A 17199-nucleotide genomic window follows, 5' to 3' on the forward strand; every position below is an offset into this window, starting at 1 on the left:
CGGCGGCCCCCCCCCCCCCGCCCCGCGCCCCCCCCCCCCGGCCCCCGCCCCCCCCCCCCCCCCGGCCCCCCCCCCCCCACACCAGGGGGCCGCGAACACGCAGCGCCGCAGGCGCTGCAAATCAAACACAGTATCCTCGGAAATCGTGGATCTCGCGGTGACCAGGGCTGTGCTCGACGGCGTGTGGATCGCCTATCGGGATTCCGTGGTCGGCGATGGTGCGCCGGTGGTGCTGGTGCACGGTATGGGCGGGGACGGGCATACCTGGGATCGGTTCGCGCATACCTTGGTGCGGGCTGGGCGGCGGGTCATCATTCCCGATCTGCGCGGGCACGGGCGTAGTGCGCACACCGAGTCCTATTTGTTCGCCGAATTCGGCGAAGACGTGCTGAACCTGTGTGACCGCCTCGAGCTGGATTCGGTGGATCTGGTCGGGCATTCGCTGGGCGGTTTCGCGGTTTCCTGTGTTGCGCAGGAACGGCCCGAACTGGTGCGGCGGCTGGTCATCGAGGAGTGCCCGATGCCGTTGCGTTCCGGCGATGAAGAAGTGAAGTTGACTCGTCGCTTCCCGACCGTTCCGGAACTCTGGCATGCCACCACCAGCCTGATTCGGCATCCGCGTGCGGTGCTCGCCTTCGATCGCTCGATGACGCGGACCGCGCTCGAACAGTTCCGCAAGCCGCATCCGGAGTGGTGGGACCGGCTCGCTGACATCACCGCCCCCACCCTGGTGTTGCGCGGCGGTCCCGGCGGCATGGTCGATCCGGAGAAGCTGGCCATCTTGCGCGACACCATCCCGGACTGCGCTGTGACCGCCTTCACCTGCGGTCACAGCATCCACCGCGACCGCTACCGGGAATTCGAGGCAACCGTGCTGCCGTTCCTCGCGACGCTCCCACCCGCCGCTATCTAGAGTGAAGCGGTGCCCGCGCAAGACCGTCCGGTTCTGTTCTTCCCCGACGAGCAGTCGTTCCGCGACTGGCTCCTGACCAACCACGCATCGGTGGACGGGGTCTGGCTGCGCTTCGCCAAAAAGGGCTGCGGACGCGTTTCGCTGAACCATGCCGGCGCGCTGCGGCAGGCATTGTGCTTCGGCTGGATCGATGGGCAGGCGCGCGGTGAGGATGCGGAGTTCTGGCAGGTCGGCTTCACGCCGCGGCGCAAGCGCAGCCCATGGTCGCTGCGCAATATCGGCCTGGTCACCGAGCTGATCGAGCAGGGGTTGATGTATCCGGCCGGACAGGCCGAGATCGATCGGGCCAAGGCCGACGGCCGCTGGGACGCGGCGTTCGCCGACGGACAGACGTCGGGTTGATGACCGGATTCGAAGGGATGCTGTGTTCGGCGGCGGCCGCGGTCGATGTGCCCTTGCCCGGCACGGCGACTCGGGTGTCGGGGTGGTTGTGCGTCGAGCAGCCGGGCGCATGGGGCCGGGATGTGATCGGTGACGAAGTGCTCGGCCGAGAGATCACTGCCGAACTCGCCGCCCGCACCGTTGCCGCCAAGATTCGTCCGACGCTGATCCGGCGACCGGGCCGCAATGAATTCACCGGTGTTCGAACGGTTTTGATCGCTAGCTCGCGCCCGCAGGGTTTCTGGTGCGAACGCTTCGAGATCACCGACCTGAGGCAGCTGCTCGACCTGGACCTCGACCTGCTGAACGGCCCGCCGCCGGGAATCGGCGCGCCCGTGCGTGATTCGCTGGTCCTGGTGTGCGCGCACGGAAAACGCGATCAGTGCTGTGCGCTGTTCGGCCGTCCGATCGCGGCGAATCTGGCCGCCGACTATCCGGACCGGGTCTGGGAGTGCTCGCACACCGGCGGCCATCGCTTCGCGCCTGCCATGGTGTTGTTGCCCTCCGGCCTGACCTACGGCCGCGTCGATACCGCGGCCGCCATCGCGGCGGTCGAAGCTGTAGAACGCGGTGCGGTTTCCTTGGCTGGATTGCGAGGTCGCAGTGGTCACCATCCGGTCGAGCAGGTCGCGGAAATCGCGGTGCGCGAACAGGTTTCGGCAAGGCTCGATGATCTCACCATCAGTCTCGAAACCGATTCCACCGCAACCGGTTCCGCTCTGGCCCTGGTTACCCATCGTGACGGCCGCCGCTGGCGGGTGACAACTCGCACGGTGGAACTTCCACCGCGCCAGGCCAGTTGCGGTGCCGCACCGAAACCGGTCACCGCGGTCGTGGCCGACTGGATACGGCCTTTGACCACGGGCTGATCGTGGTCCAACGGGCTGGATCGCGCTGCGGACGTCTGGACTATCTGCCGGATGTGCCGGCCCGGATCGCGGTCGACGGTGTGCGCGTTCAATGTGGAGGGTGGTGCGCTGCCTCGTCCTCGTCCTCGTCCTCGTCCTCGTCCTCGTCCTCGGCCGAGAACGACGGACGGGACGTGGTTGCGGCGGAATCCACCGCAACCATGTCCCGTTCGCCGGCGACCTTTATCGCCCCCTGCGGGATGAAGGTCGCGGGCTTACCAGTGGGTGCCGGGCACCCAGCGGGCGGCGCGGCGCAGGGCGGTGCCCGTGACTCGGCGAGCCGTCGACTGATGACGCGGATTAGACTGCGGTACAGCGGATTCCGTTGGTTCTTCGGTATCGACCTGCTCACCCTTGGCGGCGGGAGAGTCGGGTATGGCCCGGTAGTAGCGGTGCAGAATGCGGTCACGCAGCTTCGGGGTGAGTAGTGCGCCGTATTCGGCGAAGGTACCGAGCGGGACATCGATGCGCTTGGGTCGCTCGCTCAGCGCGCGCACGATGGTGGCGGCCGCCCATTCGGGGGACTCCGACGGGCCCTGATCGCCGCTCGGGGTGATCATCGGGGTGCGCACCAGCGGCATGTGGATGGTGGTGAAGGTGACGCCGTCGGCCATGGTTTCGACCGCCGCGACCTCGGCGAACTTATCCAGCGCCGCTTTGCTCGCGAGGTAGGCGGCGAAGCGCGGCGTGGCCACCTGCACGCCCGCACTGCTGATATTGACGATGTGGCCGAACTTGCGCTCGCGCATCTGCGGCAGCAGCGCCAGGGTCAATCGCACGGCGCCGAAATAGTTGACCGCCATGGTGCGTTCGAAATCGTGCAGCCGGTCGGTGGAGCGGTGGATGGCGCGACGGATCGAGCGGCCCGCGTTGTTCACCAGCATGTCGACGTGGCCGTGCTCGTCCAGGATGGTTTTGACGGCGTGGTCGACGGAGTCGGAATCGGTTACGTCGCACTGATATCCGTAGGCGCTGCCGCCCTCGGCTCGGATCTCCTCGACCACGGCCGTGAGTTCGTCGGCGCGCCGGGCGAGCAGGAAGACGATGGCGCCCTTATCCGCCACGGCCAGCGCGGCGGCCCGGCCGATGCCAGAGGACGCGCCGGTAATGAGCACATGCCGCCCCGTCAGGTCGCGGTTGCGGCGATTGCGCCGGATCTGCCCGCGCAGGTCGGTCTCGTCAGCGGAAGCTCGGGTCATCGCTGCTCCTTTGCAGGTCGAGTTGGCATGAACTTACTCTCAAGTAAGTTTACTTGCCAAGTGCGCTCTGTTCGATTGGCGACATTCGCGGGCCATTCGTGGTTGCGCGAGCTACCTGCCTCCGGGTTCTTCGCTCACGCCGCCGTGTACAACGATCTGGCGACGGCGTTCGGACTCACCATCGACACGATCGGCCCGAGCTTCGACATCGAAGCGCTCCTCGTCGAACTCGCACGTCGAGCGTTTCGAATCGGGCCACGCCGAGGTGTTCGAACCGACCTCGAATCTATCGAACATATGTGCGATACTCTGCGCATGGCGGACGATCGGATGGCGGAAATCTTTGCCGCGGTGCGGCTCTCCGGCAGTGATCCGGAGGGGGCGCGGCGGATGCTGGCGGAACTGTGGGGCGAGCTCGGCGACGGCGGAGATCCGTTGCAGCGCTGTGTGATTGCGCATCACCTCGCCGATCTTCAGGGCACGGCCGAAGATGCGCTGCGCTGGGATCAACGCGCGCTGGCCGCGGTCTTCGGCCCTGGCGTTCCTCTCGATGAGGGGTTACGCGGATTCCTACCCTCGCTCTACCTCAACCTCGCCGACAGTCACCGCCGCGTCGGCGACTTCGATGTGGCTTACATGCAGCTGACCATCGCGCGCGGCCATCTCGATGTCCTCGCCAACGACGCCTATGGCGCCGTGATTCGCTCCAGTCTGGACAAGGTCGAGGCAGCGCTGGGCGAGAAGTCGACGGAACCGCTCCAGGTCGCCTGATTCGGCGGGCCTCTACACTTCCTTGCGGTTCGAATGTATGTTCGACCGTAGAGGAGGTGATGTGTCATGGGTTGGAGCAACGGCCCGCCTACCTGGGCGGAGCTGGAGCGGGTGCTGTCCGGGCGGCCCGGACCGACGAATCCGGACGCGATGTATCCGGGCGACGGCGGCGACAGTCCGGCGTGGTCGCGCAAGCGCGGGGATTATCGACCCGAACCGGTCGAACCGGCCGGTAGTCCGGTCGTGCCATATGCGGAGTTGCACGCGCATTCGGCCTACAGCTTCCTCGACGGTGCGAGTCAGCCGGAGGAGCTGGTGGAGGAGGCGGTGCGGCTCGGGCTGGAGGCGATCGCGCTCACCGATCACGATGGCTTCTACGGAACCGTTCGCTTCTTCGAGGCGGCCAGGGAATGGGGTATACCGACGGTCTACGGGGCCGAATTGTCACTCGGTACCCCGGAAGACGTACCGCGGCTCGGACACCTCGGCGCACCCGATTCGGCACCGCGCACCGGTTCGCCGGATCCGGCCGGTCCGCATCTGCTGGTGCTCGCCCGTGGTCAAGAGGGCTATCGCCGACTCTCCAGCCAGATCGCGGCAGCGCATATGGCCGCGGGGGAGAAGGGCATCCTCCGCTACGACCTGGACGCGCTCACCGCGGCGGCGGACGGGCACTGGCACATTCTGACCGGATGCCGTAAAGGCCATGTGCGCCAAGCCCTCGAGCGCGATCTGCGGGCGGGAGACACCCGTCTCGGGCGAGCCGAGGCCGCCCTGCGCGACCTGACGGAGCGTTTCGGCGTCGACCGGGTGAGTGTGGAACTCACCCATCACGGCATTCCGGAGGACGACGAACGCAACGCCCACCTCATTGCCCTGGCCGATCGGCTCGGCCTGCCCGTGGTGGCCACCACCGGAGCGCATTTCGCCGCACCAGCCCAGCGTCGCCGCGCCATGGCGCTCGCGGCGATCCGGGCGCGCCGGAGCCTGGACGATATCGCGGGTTGGTTGGCGCCGACCGGTGGCGCGCATCTGCGTTCGGGTGCGGAGATGGCGCAGTTGTTCGCCGCTTGTCCGCAGGCGGTGGCGAATGCGGTGACACTCGCCCGTGAATGCGCATTCGATCTGAAATTGATCGCGCCGAGCCTACCGCCGTTCGACGTGCCCGACGGCCATGACGAGGCTTCCTGGCTGCGTGAACTCACCCTCGAGGGTGCGGCTCGGCGTTATGGTCCGCCGTCGGGAAATCCCGAGGCGTATCGGCAGATCGAGCACGAACTCGCGATCATCGACGAGTTGAAGTTTCCCGGCTACTTCCTGGTGGTGCACGATATCGTCAGCTTCTGCAAGGAAAACGACATCCTCTGCCAGGGCCGGGGCTCGGCGGCGAATTCGGCCGTCTGCTACGCGATCGGCATCACCAATGTCGACCCGGTCGCCGCCGAATTGCTGTTCGAACGCTTCCTCACCCCGGAGCGCGATGGTCCGCCCGATATCGACATCGATATCGAATCCGATCGCCGGGAGGAGGCGATCCAGCACGTCTACGCCAAATACGGTCGCGAATACGCCGCTCAGGTGGCGAATGTGATCACCTACCGCGGTAAGTCCGCGGTCCGCGACGCCGCACGCGCACTCGGCTTTTCACCCGGACAGCAGGATGCCTGGAGTAAGCAGGTGAGCCGCTGGACCGGAGTAGGCGCCGAAATCGGTACGGATATTCCCGCGGAAGTACTGGAGTTGGCTGCCGAAATCGAGAGTCTGCCAAGGCATCTCGGTATTCATTCCGGCGGAATGGTGATCTGCGACCGGCCGATCGCCGATGTCTGCCCGGTCGAATGGGCGCGCATGCCCGGCCGCAGCGTACTGCAGTGGGATAAAGACGATTGCGCCGCGATAAATCTGGTCAAGTTCGACATGCTCGGTCTCGGCATGCTCTCCGCACTGCACTACATGATCGATATGGTGCGCGAGCACAAGGGGGAAACGGTTGAATTGCACACCTTGGACCTGAAGGAAACCGCTGTCTACGAGATGCTTTCGCGCGCCGATTCGGTGGGAGTTTTCCAGGTGGAGTCGCGGGCGCAGATGGCCACACTGCCCCGGCTGAAGCCGCGGCAATTCTATGACCTGGTGGTGGAGGTGGCGCTGATTCGGCCCGGCCCGATCCAGGGTGGTTCAGTGCATCCCTACATCCGTCGCCGCAACGAGGACGAGGAAGTGACCTATGACCATGACGCGCTGAAGAATTCGCTGAAGCGCACCCTCGGCGTACCGCTGTTCCAGGAACAGCTCATGCAGATGGCCATCGACGTCGCCGGTTTCACCGCTGCCGAGGCCGATCAACTGCGCCGCGCCATGGGTTCCAAACGCTCACCCGAACGCATGGAACGCCTCAAGGACAGGCTGTATCAGGGCATGCGCGATCTGCACGGCATTACCGGCGAAGTCGCCGACCGCATTTACGAGAAATTGTATGCCTTCGCGAATTTCGGCTTCCCGGAAAGCCATTCGCAGAGCTTCGCGTCGATCGTGTACTACTCGGCATGGTTCAAACTGCACTATCCGGCGGCCTTCTGCGCCGGATTGCTGCGCGCCCAGCCGATGGGTTTCTACTCACCGCAGTCGCTGGTCGCCGACGCTCGCAGGCACGGCGTTGCGGTGCACGGACCCGATATCAATGCCAGTCGCGCCGAACCCGCCCTCGAAAACCATGGTGACGAGGTGCGACTCGGGCTTGCGACCATCCGCCACATCGGCACCGATCTCGCCGAACGCATTGTCGCCGCCCGCTCTGCCGGTCCGTACACCTCCTTCCTCGACTTGACCGGCCGGGTGGAACTCTCCGTCGCGCAAGCCGAATCCCTCGCCACCGCAGGCGCTTTGGGTTGTCTCGGCATTACCCGACGCGAAGCATTGTGGGCGGCGGGCGCCGCAGCGGGTGAACGCCCCGACCGGCTTCCTGGTACCGGTGCCGCCACCGCCGCCCCCGCCCTGCCCGGCATGAGTGAACTCGAACTTGCGGCCGCCGACGTCTGGGCCACCGGTATTTCCCCGGGCAGCTATCCCACCGAATTCCTACGCCCGCAATTGGATGCGCTCGGTGTCATCCCCGCCGCGGGTTTGCTCGACGTGCCCGACGGCTCCCGCGTTCTGGTCGGCGGCGCCGTCACACATCGCCAACGCCCCGCCACCGCCGCCGGCGTCACCTTCCTCAATCTGGAAGACGAAACCGGCATGGTGAATATCGTCTGCTCGGTGGGCCTGTGGACTCGCTATCGTCGTTTGGCTCAGAGCGCTCCCGCCCTACTCGTTCGCGGCCGCGTCCAGAATGCCGCGGGCGCGGTCACCGTCGTCGCCGAGTACCTGCAGCGCATGGACCTGCGCGTCGACTCGAGATCCCGCGATTTCCGTTGAGACTCAGAACATTCCGTTCGCATTGGCGGCCTGCTCCGGAACCGGCTGGATGACATCCCAATGTTCGACCAGCTTTCCGTCGTCGAGGCGGAAGATATCCATGATCGCCAGCCCGCGATCGCCGGGCTCGCGCACACCGTGCACGTGGGCGACCACGTAATCACCCTCTGCCACAATGCGTTTCACCTCGACGCGCAGTTTCGGCGCGCCTTCCTTCAGGCTGGTGAGTCGGGCGAGTAGTCCGTCGAAACCATCGGCGATTTCCGGATTGTGCTGGATATAGCGCGCGCCGAAGAATTCGGCGGTGGCCTCGAAATCCTTGGCATTGAACGCGGCTTCGTAGAACGCGAGGACGGTCTGCTTATTCGATTCGAGCTTCGGGTCGACGGAAGTGCTGGTCATCAGTGTTTTCTCCTTTTCGGGCGCGCTGCGAGCAGTCGCCAGCGGCAACTGAACAGCTGTAGCGCTACAACTGTAGCGCTACATATGTCCGGCTACAATCCCCACATGACCTCCGATCCGACGACCCGACGCGGTCGAAATCCGCGCGGCCACGGTGGCCGACTGCGTGCGGAGATCGTCGACGCCGCGATCCGGCTGCTGGATGAACTCGGTGATGATCAAGCCCTGTCCATGCGTGCGGTCGCACGCGAAATCGGCAGCGCCGCAACGTCGGTCTACCTGCATTTCGCCGACCGGGACGCGCTGGTGCTGGCCGCACTGGAGCGCTATCACGGCGATCTGGTGCGCGCGATCGATGACGCGGAGGCCGCCATCGACGATCCTGTCGACAAGCTGCGCGCTCGCATCCGCGTCCTCGGCGACTGGGCCTATCGACACCCGGGCATGTACAAGGTGCTGCACGAGAGCACCATCCATCAGCGCGTGGACATGCCGTTCAAGCGGGAGCTGACCGAACGTACCGCCGCCGCGATCCGGCGCTGTATGGATGCCGGTCTCGTGCCCGTCGACGACCCGGTCTCGGTCATGCTGGACCTGCGCGCGGCGGTGCACGGTGCGGTATCGATGCGGCTCAACGAACCCGGCCAAACCTGGCCGCCGCTCGCCGAGCAGATCGAGCGATTTCTGGTGAAACTGGTTGGCGTCACTTCGGTATTCGGGAATGGTTCGCATCGGACTTCGTGACCGAATTCGCCGCAGCGGCTAACCTGCGTCCATGCGGAAGCTTGCTGTGCTGGTGATCGGCCTGCTTGGTTTGACGTTGCTGGTCGGCTGCGGTGATGACAACGACGACCATGCCGGTCCTGGCCGGTCGAGCATGGCGACCGTCGCGCCGATGGCGCCGCCGCCGAGTCTGCGCGAGGGCGCCCCGGCGAAGGGGGATACCGGCGGGAACACGGTCGAGGCGCGCAAGGAGGTCATCACCGGCAGCGTCGACATCACCGCGGACAATCCGATCAAGGCGGGTGCCCAGGTCACCGATCGGGTGCGCGAGGTCGGCGGCCGGGTCGATAGCCGCACCGAGCAGCCGGGGACCGATGACAACGACCCGCAGGCCACGCTCACCGTGCGGGTGCCGGCGGATAAGACCGATAAGTTCATCGACGGCCTCGGCGGCGTCGGCAGGGTCACCCGGATGAGCACCAACCGCGACGACGTCACCATGCAGTGGCAGGACCTCGACGCCAGGATCAAGGCGCTGCAGGCCTCGGTCGACCGGTTGCGCACGCTCATCGCCGGGGCGACCAACACCGCGGATCTCATTGCCGCCGAACAGGCGCTGTCGAGCCGGCAGGGCGAGCTCGACAGCCTCACCGCGCAGAAGCGGCACCTCGACGATCAGGTCGCGCTGTCCACACTCACCATCGACATCACCACCGAGGACAAGGATTCCGATGAGGGGCCGACCAATTTCTGGGACGGCATCGTCTCCGGTTGGCATTCGCTGGTGGATTGGCTGAAGGATGCGGTGATTTTCACCGGCAAGGCGATTCCGTGGCTCGGGTTCGTCGTGGTGATCGCCGCAGTGGTGTGGGGTGTGGTGCGGATGGTGCGGAGTCGGAAGCGGAGTTCGTCGGGGACGGGAGAATCAGAGGAGGGCAAGGCAGTTCCGGTTGCGGTCGGTGCCTCGACCGGTGCGAACACGACAGCGGTTGAAGGTGCGGGTGCAGGATCGAGTGCGGGCGCTGAGACCGGGGCCGGTGCAGTGGCTGGGACCAGTGCGGGCGCTGGGGCCGATGAGAGCACTGGGGCCGATGAGAGCATTGGGGCCGGTGCAGGCGCTGGGACTGGTGTGAGCGCTGGGTCTCCTGCGGGCGCTGGGACCGGTGCTGGTGCTGAGACCGGTGCGGGCACTGGGGCCGGTGACGGCGCTGGGACTGGCGTGGGCGGTGGGTCTCCTGCGGGCGCTGGGACCGGTGCTGGTACTGAGACCGGTGCGCGCGCTGGAAAGAGTCCAGGCGCGGGAACTGGTGCTGGCTCTCAAACAGGCGCAGGCACCGAGACCGGGAAAGGTACCGGGGCGGCGAAAGGCACTGGGACGACAGGAGATACAGGTGCCGACGGTCGTAAGGGCGACGATCAAACCGAACAGCCGTAGGGGCCCACTCGTGGAAACCCTCGACGACGGTACCCTGCGGCTGTACGTCCGCGCCCCCGCCGTCGAAGGCAAGGCGAACAAGGCCGCCATCGAACTCCTCGCCGACCACTATGGTGTCCCCAAATCCGCCGTCCGCCTCGCTGCGGGCGCAACCTCCCGCTTCAAACGCTTCGAACTGGACCTCTGAGCTCCCGAACCGGAAAGTCCACACCGACCTCGAGATCCCATCGCCGAATAGGGTTGAGCGACAGGGTCACACAGCGCCGGGAAATCCGGACTGGCGCCAAGCCTCGTAGACGGTGACGGCGGCGGCATTGGAGAGGTTCATCGAGCGGCGGCCGGGCAACATCGGAATGCGCAGTCGATCGGTGATGTGTGGATCGTCGAGCACCTCTGCCGGCAACCCCGTCGGTTCGGTGCCGAACAGCAGCACATCGCCCTCGCGGTACGCCACATCGGTATACCGCGTGCTCGCCTGGGTCGTGAACGCGAACACCCGCTCCGGCCGCACCGCCTCCCATGCCGCCGCGAGATTCTTGTGCACCGTCACCGAGGCCAGATCGTGGTAGTCCAATCCGGCCCGCCGCAACTTCGCCTCCGAAAGGTCGAACCCCAATGGCTCGACCAGATGCAACTCACACCCGGTCCCCGCGACAAGTCGAATCGCATTGCCGGTATTTCCGGGAATCGCGGGCTCGTGAAACATCAATCGGAACACAACGCATCAGCTTGTCATGTTCGCTCGGAGACTTGCATCCCGCCCGATCCACGGCGGCCCGGACTCGCCACGGCAACAGCGCGGACTCACCCGGGAGAACACCATCAAGAATGCAATGATCGCCGCGACCTATCTCATGCTCGCGGCCACCGGCGCCCGACGAAAGCGACGAAAGTTATTGTGCCTCAGCCGAGACCGGGTTCGAAGTGGTGACGCATAAGGTGTACGTGGGCCGATGGATGCCGCCTTGACTCGGGCAGTGGCCGCTGTGCAGACTGGGCCGACATCGCACCCGTCTCGGTTCGGCGGGCATTCCGGTTCATGGACGACATCGGGGGTAAGACCATGCGTATTCATCGTGCCGTATTGGCCTTCGTGCTGCTCAGCGCGGTGTTCACCGGCACAACGGCGTGCTCGGACGAGCCGACCGAGACCACTCGGGAAGTGGCGTCCACGACCACGGTGCCATCGGCACCGACCGTGCTCGGCCCGCTCGGCTTCGGCAAGCTGCGGATCGGTATGAGCCGAAGCGAGGCCGAGGCCACCGGAGAAATCGCGGCCTTCGACGACACCAACGATCCGCCCGGCTGCGGCCGCTATACCGCACGAGCCGGTTGGCAGGGTTTCACCAACAAGGGCGAAATAGTCGCGATCATGCCCGGCAAACTTCCCGTCCGTACGGCCGAGGGCATAGCCGTCGGCTCCACGGTGGACGAAGTACGCGCTGCCTATCCCGCGCTCGAGATCGGTTACAACTGGAGTTCGGCCGCGGTCCCCGATCAACCCGCGCGCTACGGCTTCCTCGGCATCTACCGGAACATGCCCGCCGATGCCAAGGTCACCCAGCTGATGCTTTACAACGACAGGGACACCTGCCACAACTGATGGGCTGTCGTGGCGATTTCAGCCGACGCCGAGCGTATTGATCGTGGCGGCGATGAAGACGATGGCGGTGCCGAGCAGGCCCAGCGCGGCGACATCGAACGGCTTGCTGCGCACCGCGAGCAGCCCGACCCTGGCCGTCGGCAGGCAGAGCCGGAAGGTCGCCGCGAGCAGCGCCGCACCGCCGAAGAACAGCGCGCCGCGTCGCCATCGGTCCCAGGCCACGAAGACGACCGCGAGCAGGATGACCGCCGTCACGACCAGCATGGGCAGGTGGCAGCGCAGGAACTGCGCACCCAGGCTGGTCCGGTCGGACTGCCGTTCGGCGGCAGACGAGTCAACGTCGGTCACGCTCCGATTCTTGCAGACGGCATACCGCCGCTCACACCAGTGCGACGCGGACGCGCACCCGCATGCCGAGCTTCGAGGCGCGGCTATTGTGCCGCAACATGTTTCGCGACACTCGATCAGGCATTGCCTCCGACTACTACTAGGCGTAGTTTCAGCAAGGAGAGATCCATCCGGTACAAGGGGTACGGACAATGCGAGCGCTTTCCCGGATTCGGCACTACGTGCAAGCGATGCGGCAGGCGAAGCGGAACCGATCCGACCTATTCGGCTGGCTCGCCCGCCGACCGCAGATCCTTTTCGGCACGCTGGGGTACGAGACAGCGCTGCTGTTCAGCAACAGACTGGATCCCAAGCTCAAGGAGCTGGCCGAACTGAAGACAGCCGGACTCGTGAACTGCGAGTTCTGCCTGGATATCGGCTCGGCGCTGGCGCACTCGAGTGGACTCACCGAACAACAACTGCGCGACCTGCCACGCTATCGCACCAGCGACGCCTACAGCGACCTGGAAAAACTCGTCATCTCCTTCGCCGAGGCCATGACCGCCACACCGGCTGTCGAACTAGCGGATCTGCGCAACGAATTGCTGAACCACCTGTCCAAAGGGCAGTTCGCCGAGTTGACAGCCACCATCGCCTGGGAGAACCAGCGCGCCCGGCATAACCAGGGGCTCGGCGTGCGCCCCACCGGAATGGCCGAGGGCATGGCGTGCGCCATCCCGGAGCTGGTCGCTGAAGAGCGCTGAAGTAGTGGCCTTGGCCGAGATCCTCGATGAGGCCGGGATGTGTCGGCTTCCAGGTGAGAAGTTTCCGGGTTCGAGCGACATCGGCACCTCTCGTTTGCGGGCATGATGCACGCCGAGCCCGATCTCGCGGCGAGGTCGGAAGAGTCGCTCCGCGAGGGGCGTCCTGAACAAGCCGAGTGACCTGGTAGGCAGCGGACTTTCAGCTGCTGCGACCCAATCGTGCCAATCGCATTGTTTCGGTCAGCAATTTCGATACCGCCGCGGCTTCGGTGAGAAAGCCGTCGTGGCCGTCACGGGAGTGCACGATCTCCAGGCCCTCGCAGCCCGGCAAGCCGTCGGCTAGTTCCTGTTGAGTTCGCAACGGGTACAGGCGATCCGAGTCGACGCCGCCGACCACGCAGGGTACCGGGGTGGCGGCGAGGGCGGCCGCGATGCCGCCGCGGCCGCGGCCGATATCATGTCGGTTCATAGCCTCTGTCAGCAGCACATAGGTGGCAGGATCGAAACGGCTGCAAAGCTTTTCGGCCTGGTGGTCCAGATAGCTCTGTACCGCGTAGCGGCCACCGTCGCGCGGATCCTCGTCGTCCTGTGCGTTGTTCTCGAAGCGGTGATCGAGTTCGCCCTCGGTGCGGTAGGTCAGATGTGCGATGCGTCGGGCTATGCCCATGCCGGTCATCGGTGCGCGATCGGTGTCGTGGTAATCGCCGCCCTGCCAGTCGGGATCGGCCTTGATGGCGGCGATTTGGGTTGTCTGCGTACCGATCTGGTCGGCGGTGGCGCGTGCGCCGACGGCGAGTACCAGTGCGGCCGCGACCCGTTCCGGCGCGCCGACCATCCACTCCAGCACCCGCATACCGCCCATCGAACCGCCGACGACGGCGGACAGGCGTTCGATGCCGAGCACATCGAGCAGTGCCGCTTCCGCGGTCACCTGATCACGGATGGAGATTTCCGGAAACCTCGAGCCCCAAGGCTTTCCGTCCGGCGCCAGCGTCGAGGGGCCGGTGCTGCCCATGCAGCCGCCGAGCACATTCGTCGCGATGACACACCATTCGTCGGTATCCACGGGTGCGCCCGCTCCGACCATGCCGTCCCACCAGCCGGGCAGCGGATGGATATCGTCGGGCACCCCGACCACATGCGAATCGCCGGTCAGCGCGTGCTCGACGAGCACCACATTGTCCAATGCGGGGGAGAGCTCACCCCAGCGCTGCACGGCCAGATGGACGTCCGGGATGACCGCGCCGCTTTCGAGACGCACATCCCCGATGGCAATGATGCCGAGACTCCCGTCCGGCGGTGGCAGGGCCACCACGGACGAACGCGTGGTACTGGGATCTGTCACGGTCACGACTCCGCCTCGCCAGCGCTCGGCTCCGTCGCGATCGCGGTATCGCTGATCCGTTCGTTCATGACGTCGTCCCCGTGCAACTGTGCGTCGCCGACGCTGGGTCAATCACGAGAGAACGCACGTCCCCGATGTTAACTACCCGGCTCAACCGGGCCGCGGTCCGGTAGATCGGCTGGGTGCGTGCGCCGGTGCTCTGCGCCCTCGCGACGAACCGATCGGCCGCGGACGCGATGGGGTCACTCATGTCGTGCTCCAAAGGGTTGTTCGCCGGCAAGTCTTATCGGAGTGCGGGTGACGGACAACAACTCATCGGAAAAACCTCCTGAAGTGCGCGCTTGCCCTCGACCATCGAGAGCCCGGTCATCACCCGGAGCACCCCACCGCTGCTGGAGGGTTGCCGTCCAGCAAGCCGGGGCTTCGCGCTGGCACTCATGACCTGACGGACATGGTAACCGGCGGGCGGTCGGCGACTGAAATCCGTTACCGGTTTTCCGCCGCGTCGGTCGTCTGTCCGGTACACACGCGCATGAACTCGTCGAACGATGTGGTGAAGCCGTTGCGGGCCGCCGCGGCGGCAGCGGCGGTGTCCTCCTCGTCGAAGATCGAGTTCTGACATTCCATGCTGAGGTGGCCGATCAGCTGCCACGCGCCGACGACCAATCGCACCGGTAGCGCGTCGGGCTCGGTGCCGAGTCGCTCGGCGATTACATCGGCGATCGCGGCGTTCTTATCGTCGGCCAGTTCCATGCTCTGCGCGCTGACCGTCGGACTACTGCGCAGGATCCGCTGCATCTGCTGGAAGCGCCGGAATGACAGTGGTCCGTCGACACTGTCCACCGCCTGGTCGACGACCTGCAGGAAGGCCTCGCGCAGCGATAGCAGCTCATTGCCGGTGACCGGGAGTCCGCGCAGGCATTCGGCGATCGCGAGTCCGAAATCCTTGACCGGCCCGAGAATGATGGCCTCTTTGCTGTCGAAATACCGGTTGATCGTGCGCGGGGACACATCCGCGCGGTCCGCGATTTGTTCGACCGTCGTCGCGTCGAATCCCTGTGCGTCGCACAGGTCGAGCGCCACCTCGATGATGCGCAACCGGGTCTGCTGCTTCTTGCGTTCACGCAACCCCAGACCCGCAGGCGCACTTGGCCCTGAATTCGCTGGGGCGCGCACAGCGTCCTCGGCTGCGGCGCTCGCGCCGATCGGCGTCGATGACTCGAGCATGGCCTCATATTAGCGCAATCGGGCCGGTTTGTGTCCTTAACAGTCAAATGTCGGAATGCGACATTTTTCTCTTGACGACAAATGTCTGTCGATGACAGGATGGCTGCACGAACTTCGGACTAGGAGACCAAGGTGAGCGAGACTGCGACAGCGGTGGAAGTTCCGGACAAATCAACGAGTTCGGCGCGCTGGTGGGCCCTGGGGGTGATCGCACTGGCCCAGCTCATGGTGGTTCTCGACGCCACCATCGTGACCATCTCGCTGCCCTTCGCCCAGCAGGATCTCGAGATCAGCGACGGCAATCGGCAGTGGATGCTGACCGCGTACACATTGATCTTCGGCGGTCTGCTCCTGCTCGGCGGTCGACTGGCCGACTACCTGGGGCGGCGTCGGATTTTCATCGTCGGCCTGGTCGGCTTCGCCGGGGCGTCGGCGGTGGCGGGTCTGGCGCAGAACGGCGCGGAGCTGTTCGCCGGACGGGCGCTGCAGGGCGCGTTCGCGGCACTGCTCGCGCCCGCGGCGCTGTCACTGCTCTCGGTGACCTTCACCGAGGCCAAGGAGCGCGCCACCGCATTCGGCGTCTTCGCCGGTATTTCCGCCGGTGGTGCTGCACTCGGCCTGATCGCCGGTGGCGCGCTGACCGAATACGCCTCCTGGCGCTGGTGCCTGCTGGTGAACACCCCGATCGCCCTGATCGCGCTGCTCGGCGCGCTGGCATTCGTGGTGAAGGATGTGCCGACTCCACGCACCGGCGGCTATGACGTGCCGGGCGCGGTCACCGTGACGCTCGGTCTGATCGCCATCGTGTACGGATTCAGCCGCGCCGCCGACGACGGCTGGCTGGCAGGTAGCACCCTCGGGCTGCTTGTCATCGGCGTCGCCCTGCTGATCGCCTTCGTCGCCATCGAGCGTCGTTCGTCGAACCCACTGCTGCCGCTGCATATTCCGGGTGAGATCAACCGCGGCGGCGCCTTCCTGGCCGCGCTGCTGATCCCGATCGCGATGTTCGCGATGTTCCTGTTCCTGAGCTACTACTTCCAGATCACCCTTGGTTACTCGTCGCTGAAGGCCGGTTTCGCCTTCCTGCCGTTCCCGGCGGGCATCGCGATCTCTGCCGGTGTCACCAGTGCGCTGCTGCCGAAGCTTGGCCCGCGGCCGCTGATGGTGGCCGGCGCCGTGCTCGGTCTGCTCGGTCTGGTGTGGCTGGCGCAGTTGAGCTACGGCGATGGCTACGCGCTCAGCGTGCTGCCGGCGCAGTTGCTGATCGCGCTCGGTATGGGCCCGCTGTTCGTCGGGATGCAGACCGTCGCGCTGCATCAGGTCGAGGAGGCGGACTCGGGTGTGGCCAGTGCGTTGTTGAATGCGGCACAGCAGGTCGGCGGTGCGGTCGGCACCGCACTGCTCACTACCATCTCGGTGCAGACGGCCAAGACCTTCGCGCAGGACAATCCCGCGGTCGACAATCTGATCGCCCGGGCTTCGATCCACAGCTACGACGTGGCGTTCTATGTCGGCGCCGGATTCTTCCTCGCGGCAATTCCGGTGATCGCGTTGATGATTCGGGACAAGCCGGAAAATCTGATCGAGGGATCCGAGGAAGACGCGCGGATTCCGGTCGCGGTCTGATCCTGAAATAGCGGTGTCCGGGTGTCCTATGGGATGCCCGGACATCGCTATTTCGGCAGGGTGTCGGCGCCGCGGACCTACTTGTCGGTAACTATTTC

The 17199-nt window shown here is 65.7% G+C and carries 16 protein-coding genes, 1 pseudogene and 1 riboswitch; of the genes and pseudogenes, 11 read left to right on the forward strand and 6 right to left on the reverse strand.

The annotated features are described in order from the left end of the window. The first annotated feature begins 145 nt into the window (after positions 1-145). The 3 genes from ACIBG0_RS11685 to ACIBG0_RS11695 are packed head-to-tail and all read left to right on the forward strand — an operon-like array spanning position 146 to position 2223. Complete coding sequence (locus ACIBG0_RS11685) at positions 146-913, forward strand: alpha/beta fold hydrolase (protein WP_397031651.1); 768 nt, start codon at positions 146-148, stop codon at positions 911-913. Positions 914-922: 9 nt separating this feature from the next. After that, a complete protein-coding gene (locus ACIBG0_RS11690; protein ID WP_397031652.1) occupies positions 923-1315 on the forward strand; it encodes a YdeI family protein in 393 nt (130 codons plus the stop codon). Then, on the forward strand, positions 1315-2223 hold the full coding sequence (locus tag ACIBG0_RS11695) for a sucrase ferredoxin (protein ID WP_397031653.1): 909 nt from the start codon (positions 1315-1317) through the stop codon (positions 2221-2223). The genes ACIBG0_RS11690 and ACIBG0_RS11695 overlap by 1 nt, the downstream gene beginning before the upstream one ends. Before the next feature lie 254 nt (positions 2224-2477). Here ACIBG0_RS11695 and ACIBG0_RS11700 read toward each other — a convergent pair. Beyond that, positions 2478-3416 (reverse strand): annotated as a pseudogene (locus ACIBG0_RS11700) (SDR family NAD(P)-dependent oxidoreductase); the annotation flags it as partial. Between the two features lie 105 nt (positions 3417-3521). On the opposite strand from ACIBG0_RS11700, the gene ACIBG0_RS11705 reads away from it, so the two are divergent. Further along, the gene (locus ACIBG0_RS11705) at positions 3522-4232 is read left to right on the forward strand and encodes a hypothetical protein (RefSeq protein WP_397031654.1); all 711 of its coding nucleotides are present in this window, start codon (positions 3522-3524) and stop codon (positions 4230-4232) included. Between the two features lie 66 nt (positions 4233-4298). Beyond that, entirely contained in the window at positions 4299-7649 is a 3351-nt protein-coding gene (locus tag ACIBG0_RS11710; RefSeq protein ID WP_397031656.1) for an error-prone DNA polymerase, read from the forward strand. Positions 7650-7652: 3 nt separating this feature from the next. Here ACIBG0_RS11710 and ACIBG0_RS11715 read toward each other — a convergent pair whose 3' ends face one another. Then, complete coding sequence (locus ACIBG0_RS11715; protein ID WP_397031657.1) at positions 7653-8051, reverse strand: nuclear transport factor 2 family protein; 399 nt, start codon at positions 8049-8051, stop codon at positions 7653-7655. 105 nt (positions 8052-8156) lie between these two features. On the opposite strand from ACIBG0_RS11715, the gene ACIBG0_RS11720 reads away from it, so the two are divergent. From ACIBG0_RS11720 to ACIBG0_RS11730, 3 genes are read left to right on the forward strand one after another with little or no spacing between them, the layout of a single operon-like run. Next, positions 8157-8795, forward strand: a complete 639-nt coding sequence (locus tag ACIBG0_RS11720; RefSeq protein WP_397031658.1) for a TetR/AcrR family transcriptional regulator — start codon at positions 8157-8159, stop codon at positions 8793-8795. 31 nt (positions 8796-8826) lie between these two features. Beyond that, on the forward strand, positions 8827-10209 hold the full coding sequence (locus tag ACIBG0_RS11725; RefSeq protein WP_397031659.1) for a DUF4349 domain-containing protein: 1383 nt from the start codon (positions 8827-8829) through the stop codon (positions 10207-10209). Then, positions 10166-10396 carry a DUF167 domain-containing protein gene (locus ACIBG0_RS11730; RefSeq protein ID WP_397031660.1) on the forward strand — a complete coding sequence of 77 codons (231 nt, stop codon included), beginning with the start codon at positions 10166-10168 and terminating at the stop codon, positions 10394-10396. Before ACIBG0_RS11725 ends, ACIBG0_RS11730 begins: the two co-directional genes overlap by 44 nt. Positions 10397-10462: 66 nt before the next feature. On the opposite strand, the gene ACIBG0_RS11735 is transcribed toward ACIBG0_RS11730, so the two are convergent. After that, positions 10463-10927, reverse strand: a complete 465-nt coding sequence (locus ACIBG0_RS11735) for a tRNA (cytidine(34)-2'-O)-methyltransferase (protein ID WP_397031661.1) — start codon at positions 10925-10927, stop codon at positions 10463-10465. A gap of 321 nt (positions 10928-11248) precedes the next feature. Here ACIBG0_RS11735 and ACIBG0_RS11740 point away from each other — a divergent pair, with 321 nt between their 5' ends. Next, positions 11249-11812: a hypothetical protein gene (locus ACIBG0_RS11740; protein WP_397031663.1), complete on the forward strand. Its 564-nt coding sequence runs from the start codon at positions 11249-11251 to the stop codon at positions 11810-11812. An 18-nt stretch (positions 11813-11830) separates the two neighbouring features. Here ACIBG0_RS11740 and ACIBG0_RS11745 read toward each other — a convergent pair whose 3' ends face one another. Beyond that, complete coding sequence (locus ACIBG0_RS11745) at positions 11831-12076, reverse strand: DUF3017 domain-containing protein (protein ID WP_397031995.1); 246 nt, start codon at positions 12074-12076, stop codon at positions 11831-11833. A gap of 275 nt (positions 12077-12351) precedes the next feature. Between ACIBG0_RS11745 and ACIBG0_RS11750 the strand changes: the two genes are divergently transcribed. After that, complete coding sequence (locus ACIBG0_RS11750) at positions 12352-12903, forward strand: carboxymuconolactone decarboxylase family protein (RefSeq protein ID WP_397031665.1); 552 nt, start codon at positions 12352-12354, stop codon at positions 12901-12903. 199 nt (positions 12904-13102) lie between these two features. Here ACIBG0_RS11750 and ACIBG0_RS11755 read toward each other — a convergent pair whose 3' ends face one another. After that, the gene (locus tag ACIBG0_RS11755; RefSeq protein WP_397031667.1) at positions 13103-14254 is read right to left on the reverse strand and encodes a homoserine O-acetyltransferase; all 1152 of its coding nucleotides are present in this window, start codon (positions 14252-14254) and stop codon (positions 13103-13105) included. A gap of 326 nt (positions 14255-14580) precedes the next feature. Beyond that, positions 14581-14691, reverse strand: a riboswitch (SAM riboswitch). 43 nt (positions 14692-14734) lie between these two features. Further along, the gene (locus ACIBG0_RS11760) at positions 14735-15475 is read right to left on the reverse strand and encodes a TetR family transcriptional regulator (protein ID WP_397031669.1); all 741 of its coding nucleotides are present in this window, start codon (positions 15473-15475) and stop codon (positions 14735-14737) included. A gap of 132 nt (positions 15476-15607) precedes the next feature. Here ACIBG0_RS11760 and ACIBG0_RS11765 point away from each other — a divergent pair, with 132 nt between their 5' ends. Continuing rightward, complete coding sequence (locus ACIBG0_RS11765) at positions 15608-17101, forward strand: MFS transporter (protein ID WP_397031670.1); 1494 nt, start codon at positions 15608-15610, stop codon at positions 17099-17101. The last annotated feature ends 98 nt before the right edge of the window (positions 17102-17199 follow it).

Source organism: Nocardia sp. NPDC050630 (assembly GCF_044457245.1).
Taxonomy (GTDB): Bacteria; Actinomycetota; Actinomycetes; order Mycobacteriales; family Mycobacteriaceae; genus Nocardia.